The organism is Baekduia sp. Peel2402, assembly GCF_052567285.1.
In genome coordinates, this window is the sequence record NZ_CP199582.1 from 1744041 (window position 1) to 1755966 (window position 11926).

11 protein-coding genes are annotated in these 11926 nt (G+C 69.3%); 1 reads left to right on the forward strand and 10 read right to left on the reverse strand.

The features are described 5' to 3' along the window. Positions 1–22: 22 nt before the first annotated feature. From ACT01A_RS08530 to ACT01A_RS08545, 4 genes are all read right to left on the reverse strand, one after another. A complete protein-coding gene (locus ACT01A_RS08530) occupies positions 23–832 on the reverse strand; it encodes a DUF3800 domain-containing protein (RefSeq protein ID WP_445151815.1) in 810 nt (269 codons plus the stop codon). A 129-nt stretch (positions 833–961) separates the two neighbouring features. Next, positions 962–3823, reverse strand: coding sequence for a preprotein translocase subunit SecA (secA, locus tag ACT01A_RS08535; protein WP_445151816.1), 2862 nt, complete (start codon positions 3821–3823; stop codon positions 962–964). A 78-nt stretch (positions 3824–3901) separates the two neighbouring features. Continuing rightward, entirely contained in the window at positions 3902–4276 is a 375-nt protein-coding gene (hpf, locus tag ACT01A_RS08540) for a ribosome hibernation-promoting factor, HPF/YfiA family (protein WP_445151817.1), read from the reverse strand. Positions 4277–4387: 111 nt separating this feature from the next. Beyond that, positions 4388–5053 carry a ComF family protein gene (locus ACT01A_RS08545; RefSeq protein ID WP_445151818.1) on the reverse strand — a complete coding sequence of 222 codons (666 nt, stop codon included), beginning with the start codon at positions 5051–5053 and terminating at the stop codon, positions 4388–4390. Positions 5054–5203: 150 nt separating this feature from the next. Between ACT01A_RS08545 and ACT01A_RS08550 the strand changes: the two genes are divergently transcribed. Further along, on the forward strand, positions 5204–5977 hold the full coding sequence (locus ACT01A_RS08550; protein WP_445151819.1) for a cytochrome c oxidase assembly protein: 774 nt from the start codon (positions 5204–5206) through the stop codon (positions 5975–5977). On the opposite strand, the gene ACT01A_RS08555 is transcribed toward ACT01A_RS08550, so the two are convergent. The 6 genes from ACT01A_RS08555 to ACT01A_RS08580 all read right to left on the reverse strand — a co-directional run bounded on the left by ACT01A_RS08555 (position 5974) and on the right by ACT01A_RS08580 (position 11886). Further along, complete coding sequence (locus tag ACT01A_RS08555) at positions 5974–7344, reverse strand: UTP--glucose-1-phosphate uridylyltransferase (protein WP_445151820.1); 1371 nt, start codon at positions 7342–7344, stop codon at positions 5974–5976. The genes ACT01A_RS08550 and ACT01A_RS08555 overlap by 4 nt on opposite strands. Positions 7345–7353: 9 nt before the next feature. Continuing rightward, on the reverse strand, positions 7354–7953 hold the full coding sequence (locus tag ACT01A_RS08560; RefSeq protein ID WP_445151821.1) for a PKD domain-containing protein: 600 nt from the start codon (positions 7951–7953) through the stop codon (positions 7354–7356). A 215-nt stretch (positions 7954–8168) separates the two neighbouring features. Then, a complete protein-coding gene (locus tag ACT01A_RS08565) occupies positions 8169–9410 on the reverse strand; it encodes an adenosylhomocysteinase (RefSeq protein WP_445152812.1) in 1242 nt (413 codons plus the stop codon). A gap of 99 nt (positions 9411–9509) precedes the next feature. Beyond that, on the reverse strand, positions 9510–10976 hold the full coding sequence (gene ahcY / locus ACT01A_RS08570; protein WP_445151822.1) for an adenosylhomocysteinase: 1467 nt from the start codon (positions 10974–10976) through the stop codon (positions 9510–9512). Further along, complete coding sequence (locus ACT01A_RS08575; protein WP_445151823.1) at positions 10973–11368, reverse strand: MerR family transcriptional regulator; 396 nt, start codon at positions 11366–11368, stop codon at positions 10973–10975. The genes ahcY and ACT01A_RS08575 overlap by 4 nt, the downstream gene beginning before the upstream one ends. A gap of 38 nt (positions 11369–11406) precedes the next feature. After that, positions 11407–11886: a hypothetical protein gene (locus ACT01A_RS08580; protein ID WP_445151824.1), complete on the reverse strand. Its 480-nt coding sequence runs from the start codon at positions 11884–11886 to the stop codon at positions 11407–11409. Positions 11887–11926: the final 40 nt, after the last annotated feature.

Consider the following 11926-nt stretch of genomic DNA (forward strand, 5'->3'; position numbering starts at 1 on the left):
CGCCGCCGCCCGGAGGTGGGATCTACAGGGTCCGCAGCCACGCGAGCGGAGTGCCGTCCGCGCAGTGGGAGCTGGGGAAGACCTTGAGCCCGTACGAGGTGATGGGCGAGGTGCCACGACGGTAGATCTTCGGCACGAGCTCCTCCAGGTACCGCCGCTCCACGTTGCCGAACTCGTCCGGCTCGACCGCGCGGAACAGCGCCGACGCAGCCGTGTCGGCCACTTGGAGCATCTCCACCCGGTCGGGAGAGCCGATCTTGAACGGATGACCGGCGAACGCCGACCACTCGATACTCGTGTCGCCGCGCTCAAGCGCGCTTCGGTAGTCGTGGAGCTTCTGGGTCTGGAAACGCCGGACGTGGGCGAACGTCACGATGGCCGTGCCGCCGCCGTGGTCGCGGATGAACCAGGACACGCGTTCGAGCATCAAGCGCACCGCCCACAGGTACATCGGGTCCGGATTTGCGATGTACGCGAGGTCACCGGCAGGGTTCGGCTGGTCGAACCCGCGCTTGCAGAGGATCGCACTGGTGATCGCGCCGATGCTCGAACCCGCGAGGTCCTGAGAGGCCTTGATGCGCTGGGAGTGGGTGAACTTCTGGAAGTGAAGCACCTGCCCGGGCTTGCGCCCCATCGCGTTCCGGAGCGCCGCCAACTCGTCCCGGACGTCGCCGTCTCGCGTGTCTCGGACGATCACCGCCGAGACGACGAAATGCGCAGACGAGAGGTTCGAGATCCCTCGATCGCCTGCCTCGTCGATGTAAACCCGCCAGAGCACTGCGCAAAAAGAGGACGGACCGGAGTCGCCTACTGCCGCTAACGCGGGTGCCACCCGTGAAGGTGGCAGGCGAGACCTCCGCGACCGTCCTCTCAGAGTATAGAAGCTACAACGCTCTTCGGACGGAAGCAAACATACGTTCGCATACGCCTCCGGCCGAAGGGCTCGTGACGTACTCGCGCGCTAGGCCCCGTGGCACTTCTTGTACTTCTTGCCGCTCCCGCACCAGCACGGGTCGTTTCGACCGAGCGTCTCGTGCTCGTCGACGCGCCGCTGCTGGACGACCGGGATGGCCGGGTCCTCGCCCTCAGGCGGTGCTTCGGCGTACGCGACACCCCCGCCACCCTGGGCGGCGTCCATGAGCGCGGACGGCTGCTGGGTCCCGACGCCGCCGGAGTACTGGATCTGACCGACGCCCGAGCCTGCCTGCGGCTGCGGCGGCTCGGCACCCTCGACCTCGACCTCCACGTGGAAGATCATGCGGGCGAAGTCGCCCCAGATCGAGTTCATCAGGTCGGTGAAGAGCTCGTACGCCTCGTTCTTGTAGGCGACCAGCGGATCGATCTGGGCGAACCCGCGGAGGTGGATGCCCTCGCGCAGGTAGTCCATGTCGTACAGGTGCTCGCGCCACTTGTTGTCGATGACCTGGAGCAGCAGGTAGCGCTCCAGGGCACGCATCAGCTCCTCGCCGAGCTCCTGCTCGCGACCGCCGTAGCGCGACAGCGCCTCCGACTGGAGCGACTCGACCAGCTCCTCGCGCTCCTGGGCCACCGTGATCCGCTCGGGATCGACGCCGCCCGGGAAGATGTCCGACAACGCGACCAGCAGGCCGTCGACGTCCCAGTCCTCGACGTACTCCGAGACCGTGTACTCGTCCACAGTGCGGCGGATGACGTCGGCGAGGTTCTCCCGCGCGACTGGGCCCATGTCGCGGCCCTCGAGCACCTCGTCGCGGTACTTGTAGACCACGCGGCGCTGCTCGTTCATCACGTCGTCGTACTCGAGGACGCGCTTGCGGATGAGGAAGTTCTGCTCCTCGACCTTCTTCTGGGCCTTCTCGATCTGCTTCGAGAGCATGCCCGCCTCGATCGGCTCCTCGTGGCCCTCGTCGTCGACGGTCCCGAGGCGGTCGAGGATCTTGTAGATCCGGTCGCCGGCGAACAGGCGGACGAGGTCGTCCTCGGCGGAGAGGAAGAAGCGCGACTCGCCCGGGTCGCCCTGGCGGCCGGCGCGGCCGCGGAGCTGGTTGTCGATGCGGCGCGACTCGTGGCGCTCGGTGCCGCAGATGAAGAGGCCGCCGGCCTCGAGGACCTTCTCGTGGTCCTCGGCGACGCGCTCCTCGATCTTCGGGAAGACCTGCGCGAAGCGCTCCTCGTAGTCCGGGTCGCCCGGCTGCAGGCCGAGGTTGCGCAGCTCCAGCTCGGTGCGGTGCTCGGCGTTGCCGCCGAGCTTGATGTCGACGCCGCGGCCCGCCATGTTGGTGGCGATGGTGACCGCGCCGGGGCGACCGGCCTCGGCGACGATGTCACCCTCGCGAGCGGCGTGCTCGGGCTTGGCGTTGAGGACCTCGTGCGGGATCCCGAGCTTGGTCAGGTCGCGCGAGATCATCTCGGAGACCTCGACCGAGATCGTGCCGACGAGAACCGGCTGACCGGCGGCGTGACGCTCCTGGATCGTGCGCAGCAGCGCGCTCCACTTGCCGTCCTTGGTCTTGTAGACCTGGTCGTTGCGGTCCTTGCGGACCATCGGCCGGTTGGTCGGGACCTGGACGACGGCCAGCTTGTAGATCTTCATGAACTCCGTGGCCTCGGTGAGGGCCGTGCCGGTCATGCCGGCCAACTTGGAGTACATGCGGAAGAAGTTCTGGTACGTGATCGTCGCGAGCGTCTGGTTCTCCTCCTGAACCACGACGCCCTCCTTGGCCTCGGTGGCCTGGTGCAGACCCTCCGACCAGCGGCGACCATCCAGGATGCGACCGGTGAACTCGTCGATGATCTTGACCTCGTCATCGACGACCGCGTAGTCGACGTCCTTCTTGTAGAGCGACTCGGCCTTGAGCGCCTGAAGGAGGTGGTTGACCAGCGGGCCGTTCTCGGCGCGGTAGAGGTGGTCGATGCCGAGGAACTTCTCGGCCTTCTGGACGCCCTGCTCGGTGACTGCGACCGTCTTGTGCTTCTCGTCGTACTCGTAGTCGAAGTCCGCGACGAACTCCTTGCGGGCGCGCGGGTCCATGCCCTCAGGCGTCTTACCCGCGGTCATGACCTTCGCGAGCTTGGCGAACTTGCCGTACCAGTCGGCGGCGGCCTCGGGGGCGCCGGAGATGATCAGCGGCGTGCGCGCCTCGTCGATGAGGATGTTGTCGACCTCGTCGACGATCGCGTAGAAGTGCATCGCGGTCGGGCGGCCGTCCTCGCCGATGCGCCCGCCGTGCTGGACCTTGTCCTCGATCGTCTGCGCCATGTTGTCGCGCAGGTAGTCGAAGCCGAACTCGGAGTTCGTGCCGTAGGTGACGTCGGCGCCGTAGGCGGCCGTGCGCTCATCCGGGTCCTGGTCGTGCTGGATGATCCCGACCGAGACGCCGCAGCCCTCATAGAGGGGCATCATCCACTCGGCGTCGCGCCGGGCCAGGTAGTCGTTGACCGTGACGACGTGGACGCCCCGGCCGGCCAGCGAGTTGAGGACGACGGCGAGCGTGCCCGTCAGCGTCTTGCCCTCGCCGGTGCGCATCTCGGCGATCGTCCCGCCGTGGAGGACCATGCCGCCGATGAGCTGGACGTCGAAGTGGCGCATGTTCATCCGCCGCTTGCCGACCTCGCGCGTGATCGCGAAGGACTCGGCGAGGACCTCGTCCAGCGCCTCGTTGATCTTCTCGTCGGTCGGTTGGCTGCGCACGTGCTGGCGCAGCGCGTCCATCCGCTCGAGGAGCTCCTCGTCGGACTCGAGCTCCAGCTCGGGCTCGAAATCGGCAATTCGCGCAACACGCTTCTCGTATTGGCGGAACTGCTTTGACTCTCCGATGTTCAACGCGCGGTCGAGCAGACCCATGCATCGGAGTGTAGTCGGCGGGAGGGGGACGAACGGACCGGACCAATGCCGATCCGTCCGCCTCCCGCGAGGCGCGCGCTACAGCGCGGCGCTGATGCCTTCGCCCGCGCCGCTCGGGGTCATGCCCGGCGGGTGCATGGCGGCCGCGCGTGACTCCCTTCGCTTTCGCCGCTTGTCGCGGTGGCGCTTGACCTGGACGGCGAGCTCGTCGGAGACGAGGTTGATCGAGTGGGCCATGTCACGGGACTTGTCGCACGCGCGGAGCGTCGTGCCCTTGACCCGCAAGGTCACCTCGGCGTGGTAGCAGTCCGGGGCGTTCGGCTCCCGGCTGAGCTCGACTTCCAACGTCGCGAGCTCCGACACCTGCTTGCCCACCTTGGCAAAGCGCTTCTCCACGTGCTCTCGGATGTCGTCCGAGATGGTCATGTGGCGGCCCTTGACCTCGATCTGCATGCGGCCCTCCTGGGGCAGGGATCACTGGTCTTCACGAAGTTACCCCTGCAATGTGGTAAGGGCAACATCCCTCAACGAACTTTGCGGATTTGCCCAGGATCATGTGGCCGATTACGCAACCGCCCGTGCGTAGGTGACCGCGACCACTCGCGAGGCGCCGAACCCCTTCAACGCCAAGGAACAGGCGTGCAGCGTGGCCCCTGTCGTGTGGACGTCGTCGACGAGGAGCACAGAGACCGGACAGTTCTCTTGGCGCGTCCGCAGCTGGACGTCAGCGGCGTCGGCGCGCAGACGCTGGCCGCGCGTCCGGCCGGCCTGACGAGCGTCCGAACCGGCGCGCCGGAGGATCGGGGCCACGTCGAGGTGGGTCCGCCGCCCGAGCGCGAGCGCCAGCTCCCGCGCGTGGTCGACACCCCGCCTTCGCCGCCGCCACGGATCCGCAGGGACGGGAATGAGGAGCGCGCCCGGCTCCCACAGCGTGTCCGGCGCCGCCACGGCGATCTGCGCGGCCATCGTGTCCGCGAGCTTGAGCGCGCCGCGCTCCTTAAGCCCGTTGACCACCGCCGGAACGGGCCCCGCGTACGCCATCGCCGCCCACGCGCCGTCGAACGCCCGCCGCCGCGCCGGACACCGACCGCACGGCCGCGGCTGAGCGCAGCGCGGGCAGAGCTTCGCGCCGAGCCACGGCAGTTCAGCGCGGCACGCCGCGCACAGCGGGTCGCCGCGGTCGCCGCGGCACGCAATGCAGAGCGCAGGGATGAGCCAGTCGAGCAGCATGACCGCCGACCTTGTCGGCCACCCTGCGCGCAATCAGGACGCAACGGTCACGGATCCGCGGCGACGGACGGAGGGGTGGCACAATCGGCCGCGGTGCTTGCCGTCGCGGCAGATACGTCGTTCTCTCTCGCTCCCGGTCCGATCCTGATCGTGATCGTGCTGGTCGCCGGGTACCTGCGGCGCTGGTTGAAGGTGCGCCGGACGAGCGGGCCGCGCGGTGCCGGGTGGGTGCAGCTCAGCGCGTGGCTCGGGGGCGTGCTGTGCATCGCGATCGCGTTGATCTCGCCGATCGACACGCTGGCGGATCAGGTGTTCGCGATGCACATGGTCCAGCACGTGCTGCTGCTCGACTTCGCGCCGATCCTGCTGATCGCAGGGCTGAGCAAGGTGCTGCTGCGGCCGGTGGCGCGCACGGTGCTGGACCTCGAACGAGCGCTGGGGCCGATCGCGCATCCGGCGTTCGCGGTTGTGTTCTACGTGGGGATGATGTGGCTGTGGCACATCCCGGTGCTCTACGACGCGGCGCTGGAGCACTCGGCCGTGCACGTGCTGGAGCACACGTTCTTCCTCAGCGCCGGCCTCCTGTACTGGTGGCACCTGCTCTCCCCCGTGCGCGGTCGGCACCTCACGGGCCTCGCGCCGGTCGTCTACATGGTGTCGACGAAGGTCTTCGTCGGCATGCTCGGCATCTTCCTGACCTTTGCGCCGACGTCGATCTACAGCTTCTACGAGAAGCGCCCCGAGGTCTGGGGCCTGCACGCCTCCGACGACCAGGCGCTGGCCGGCGCGATCATGGCGATCGAGCAGTCGATCGTGATGGGCGTCGCGCTCGCCTATCTCTTCGTCCGCGCCCTTGGCGAGGCGGACCGCGCCCAGGAGCGCGAGGACCGCTACCTCGACGCGGCCGAGGGCGGGACGAACTAGCCCTCGAGCACGGTCCCGTCGTCGACTCGCGCGACGCCCTCGACGATCACGTCGCCCTTGACCACCACGTCGGCGCCGAACGACACGTCGCCGACGACCCGCAGCGAGTCGCAGGCAACGAGCGACGGTGCGCCTTCGCCGAAGCGCGCGTCGAAGTCGGCGACCAGCTTGTAGTGGTCGGTGTCGAGGTCGATGAAGGGCGGGGTGCCGTCGCGTTCGGGGGCGAGGTGGACGGCGCGGCCGTCGCCGATGACGTAGGCGTCGGAGCGCAGCGACAGGAGGTCGTTGGTGGTCTTTACCGGCACGAAGCGCGAGCGCGGCACGCGCAAGGCGGCGGCGCCCTCGAAGACGCCGATCGCCGCGCCCATCGCGCTTTCGAGCTGGATGACCGGCGTCGAGGCCTTGTCGCTCGGGTCGACCGTCTTCTTGTTGACGATCATCGGCAGGTCGATGACGCCGGAGCCGCCGAGCACGTCGCGCAGCGCGTGCAGGTCGACCCACAGGGTGTTCGTGTTGAAGTACTTGTGCCGCGACGTGTCCTGGAAGGCGTCGATGTCGGCGTCCGGCGTCTGGGCGATCTCGCGCAGCACCAGCCCTCCGTCCGACACGCGCCGTGCCAAGTGCCCGCCCTTGCGATCCGAGGAGGTGCGGTCGGCGACCTCCATCAGGAACGGCGCACCGGACGACGCCAGCCACGCGAGGATCTTCGGATCCAGCACCGCGCCCAGGTTGTCGCTGTTGGACACGAAGGCATAGCGGTAGCCGCCGTAGAGCAAGGCCTCCAACATGCCGGAGGTCACCAAGGCGGTGTACAAATCGCCGTGGCCGGGCGGCGCCCACTCCAGCGCGGGGTCGGCATCCCACGCGACGGGCTCGAGCGAGTCCTGGCGGAGCTTGGGGACCTTGTTCTGCACGAAGTCCGGCGGCAGGCCGGCGGAGAGATCCTCGTATGCGGTCAACGCGGCGAGCGAGTCGTCGCGCGTGGCGAACGAGTTCATGAGGATGAGCGGCAGGCGCGCGCCGGACGACTCCCGCAGCGCGAGGATCTGCTCGGCGATCAGGTCCAGGAACGTCTTGCCGTTCTTGACCTCCAGCAGCGACTTGGCCTTGGTCATCCCCATCGACGTCCCGAGCCCGCCGTTGAGCTTGATGATGACGGCCTGGTCGAGCAGCGCAGCAGACGCCGGCTCGGTCAGCTCCGCCCCATCCGGCAGCGACGCCACCGGCTCGATCTCCGCCTCGGCCAGCGTCCCCGTCTCCCCCTCGCGCAGGCGCTCGTACTGGCGCGCGAAGCTCTCAACCGCTGCGTCGCCGAGGCCCTCGGCGCGCATCTTCTCGACCGCTGCTTCCAACCCGGACACGGACACGGGCGGAACCTATCGCGAGATGCGCACCCGGTAGGCCATAACGCCCCAGATCGAGGCCGTCCGGACCTTCGACCCGCGGTACACCGTGGCGCGCACGGAGGTCAGCGCGGACGACCCGAGCCGCCGGCGGCCCTTCGGCCCCAGCTTCGCGTGCACCACGCGCGGGCGCCCCGACTTCACGTTCACGGAGCGCTGCGTCAGCAGGTACGGGCTCTGGTGCTTGCCCTTCAGCGCGACGATCCGCAGCACGCCCTTGCAGCGCTCGGCCTTGCGGCAGCTCAACACGATCCGCAGGCGCTTCTTGTACAGCCGGACTTTCGGCGCCGACACCACCACCTCGGCCGACTCCGCCAGCCCGGCCAGCGTCGACCCGATCGGCTTGAGCGTCGACGCCAGCCGATCGATCCCGGTCAGCACGATCGTGTGCGACGCGGTCGCCGACGCGCCCGTGGAATCCGTCGCGGTCAGCGTCACCACGTGCGTGCCCGGGTGCGCGAAGGACACCGACAGCCACGGGTTCTCGACGTCCAGCACCTGCCCGTCGATCGACCACGAGTAGGTCATCAGCTGGCCGTCGGGATCCGTCGTGCGGTCGCCGTCGAAGGCCACCGGATCGCCGGTCTCAGCCGTATCGACCGCGTCGATGACTACGACGGGCGCCGCCGCGCGAGCGGCGCCGGGCAGGACGACGACAAGAACGAGGGCGGCCAGGACGGCCAGGCGGAACGACGATCGGGACAGAGCACGCCTCCAGGTGCGAGGCCCGGGAAGGTACTACGCGCGCCTGAGAACGCCCTCGCCGTTGGTCGAGGGCGGGCGGGCAGCTACTCCCAGGAGCGCCGGTAGCGCCGCTGCTCGGCGGTCAGCTCGTCGAGCTCCACGCCCAGCGACGCGAGCTTGAGCCGCGCGACCTCGCGGTCGATGTCGTCGGGTACCGGGTGGACGCCCGCACCCAGCGTGCCCTCGCCGGCCACGAGGTGCTCGACCGACAGCGCCTGCAGCGCGAACGACAGGTCCATCACCGACGCCGGATGGCCCTCGCCCGCGGCGAGGTTGACGACGCGGCCGGACGCCAGCAGGTTCAGCGAGCGCCCGTCGGGCAACCGGAACTGGTCGACCAGCGGCCGGACCCGGACGCCGCCCTCACCGCCCGCCACCTCGCGCAACGCCCCGAGGTCGATCTCGACGTCGAAGTGCCCCGCGTTGGCCAGCACCGTGCCGTCCTTCATGCGCGCGAAGTGCTTGGCGCCCAAGACGTGCGGCGCGCCCGTGACCGTGATGAAGATGTCGCCGCGCTCGGCGGCCGCCAGCGACGGCATCACCTCAAAGCCCTCCATCCGCGCGTCGAGCCCCGCGACCGGGTCGATCTCGCAGACGACGACCTGCGCGCCCGCGCCACGCGCGCGCAGCGCGATCCCGCGCCCGGTCGGCCCGTAGCCGAGCACGACGACCGTGCGCCCGGCGAGCAGCAGGTTGGTCGCGCGCAGGATGCCGTCGAGCGTCGACTGCGCGGTGCCGTAGTGGTCGTTGAAGACGCGCTCGGCGCGCGCCTCGTTGACCGCCAGGACCGGGACGGCGAGCCGCCCGTCAGCCTGCATCGCGCGCAGGCGGACCAGGCCGGACGTCGTCTCCTCGGTGCCGCCGAGCATCCCCTTCAACAAGTCGGGGCGCGCGCCGTGCAGCGTCACGAGGAGGTCGGCGCCATCATCCAGGGTCACGCTCGGCGCGCGGTCCAGGACGTCGGCAACATGGCCGGCGTAGGTGTCGAGGTCCTCCCCATGGCGGGCGAAGACCTCAACACCATCAAGTTGCACCAGCGCCGCGGCCACCGCGTCCTGGGTGGCCAGCGGGTTGGCGGCGCACAGGGCGACCTGCGCGCCGCCGGCGGTCAACGCAGTGACCAGGCCGGCGGTCTCCGCCGTGACGTGCAGGCACGCCCCGACGGTGATGCCCGCCAGCGGGCGCTGCTCGCCGAAGCGCTCGCGGATCGAGCGCAGGACGGGCATCTGGGCGTCTGCCCATGCGATGCTCGCCCGGCCCGCGTCCGCGAGCGCGGTATCAGCGATGTCGCTGGCGAAGCCTCGCCCAGAGGGCTCGTTTCGCTGCGGGGACTCGCCCAGGGGCTCCTCCCCGCGGCTGCGGCTTCGCTCAGCCACTGGGGCTGACTAGTACCGGTAGTGGTCGGGCTTGTACGGGCCCTCGACCGGGACGCCGATGTAGGCCGCCTGGTCCGGACGCAGCTCGGTGAGCTGGGCGCCGACCGCGTCGAGGTGCAAGCGCGCGACCTTCTCGTCGAGGTGCTTGGGCAGCACGTAGACCTGCTTGTCGTAGTCGTCGTTCTTGGTGAACAGCTCGATCTGGGCGATCGTCTGGTTCGTGAACGAGTTGGACATCACGAACGACGGGTGGCCGGTCGCGTTGCCCAGGTTCAGCAGGCGGCCCTCGGACAGCAGGATGATGCTGTGGCCGTCCGGGAAGCGGTACTCGTCGACCTGCGGCTTGATGTTGATGCGCTCGATGCCCTCGAACTTCGTCAGACCGGCGACGTCGATCTCGTTGTCGAAGTGGCCGATGTTGCCGACGATCGCCTGGTGCTTCATCTTGGCCATGTCGGAGGCCATGATGATGTCCTTGTTGCCCGTCGTGGTGACGAACACGTCGGCGGTCGAGATGACGTCCTCGAGGCGGGCGACCTGGTAGCCCTGCATCGACGCCTGAAGCGCGCAGATCGGGTCGATCTCGGTGACGATGACGCGGGCGCCCTGGGCGCGCAGCGACTCAGCCGAGCCCTTGCCGACGTCGCCGAAGCCGCAGATGACGGCGGTCTTGCCGGCGAGCATGACGTCGGTCGCGCGGTTGATGCCGTCGACCAGCGAGTGGCGGCAGCCGTACAAGTTGTCGAACTTGGACTTGGTGACCGAGTCGTTGACGTTGATCGCCGGGAAGAGCAGCTCGCCCTGCTGGGCCAGCTCGTACAGGCGGTGGACGCCCGTCGTGGTCTCCTCGGTGACGCCCTTGATGGCCTGGCCGACCTTGGTCCACTTCTGCGGATCGGCGGCGAGCGACTTCTGCAGCAGCGTCAGGAAGACCTGGAACTCCTCGGACTCGGCGCCCGCGGGGTCCGGCACGGCGCCGGCCTTCTCGAACTCGGTGCCCTTGTGGACGAGCATCGTGGCGTCGCCGCCGTCGTCGAGGATCATGTTGGGGCCGAGCTCGGGGTCACCGGAGAAGCCGGTCAGCGCCTGCTCGGTGCACCACCAGTACTCCTCCAGCGTCTCGCCCTTCCAGGCGAAGACCGGGACGCCCTGCGGATCCTCAGGCGTGCCGTCGGGGCCGACCGCGATCGCGGCAGCGGCGTGGTCCTGCGTCGAGAAGATGTTGCAGGAGACCCAGCGGACCTCGGCGCCGAGAGCGGTCAGCGTCTCGATCAGCACGGCGGTCTGGATCGTCATGTGCAAGGAGCCCATGATGCGGGCGCCCTTCAGCGGCTGCGCGGCGGCGAACTCCTCGCGCGTGCGCATCAGGCCGGGCATCTCGTGCTCGGCGAGGCGGATCTCCTTGCGGCCGAACTCGGCCAGGGACAGGTCAGCGACCTTGAAGTCGGTCAGCGTGCGGGATTCGGTGGCGCTCATGCGGTCTCCGTGGGAGAGGTGGGTTGGGTCTGTCGCGCGCGGACGGCGTCCAGCAGGCGCGAGTGCTTCTGCTGCTCGAAGCTCAGCCAGTCGGGCTCCGGCACGTCGGCGGGACGCTCGGGCTTGGCCTCGAACCACGCCTCCACCGCGTTGCGAAGCTGATGCTCGCGGCGCAGGCGTAGCGCGAAGCCGATGTCACCCAGGCCGAGGTCGTAGTCGCCGAGCAGCTCCTTGAGCGTGCGCAGGCGCTGCAACTCGGCGGCACCGTACAACCGGTAGCCCGAGGCGGAGCGCTGCGGCTCAATGAGGCCGTTGCGCTCGATGTAGCGGAGCATGCGAGGGGACCAGCCCGTCGTCTCCGCTGCCTCGTGGATGGTGAGGGCGTCCGTCACTGCGCCCAAACCTTACCACGGTTGTGTCAAGGTTTGGGCTAGGCGGTCGCCTTCAGGACCGTCTTGCGGTTCTTGTGGCCGCGCTCGTAGAGGGCGACGACGGCCTTGGTGGCGGCGTCGGCGCCGCGCAGGCGGGTGATGATCGCGCTCACAGGCTGGCTCGCGTAGCCGTCCCAGGGCTCCTCGACGGTGATCGTGCCGCCGACGTCGTCGGCCGGGCCGAAGGACTCCACGACCTCCGGCTCGGTGTCGAGGTGGCCGTTGCGCGACTCGGCAATTGGGCGCAGCGGCGTGACCGAGCCGGCGCTGGCGGTGGCTTCGCGGGCGACGCGGCGGTCGAGCACCTCGTCGGCGGTCGGCGGCGGCGCGCCGGTCTCCCCCACGAACGGCTCGGCGACGGGCGCGGTCGTTGAGCGCGTGGACGGCGCCGCCGGCGCGTAGGTGTCCTGGCCACCGCCGAACAGGCGGCGCAGCAGGTACTCGAAGAGCAGCAGGGGGAGGCGGAAGAGGAGGCCCATGGAGGACCGTTGCCCGGTCGCCCCCGCGGGCATGCGCGGT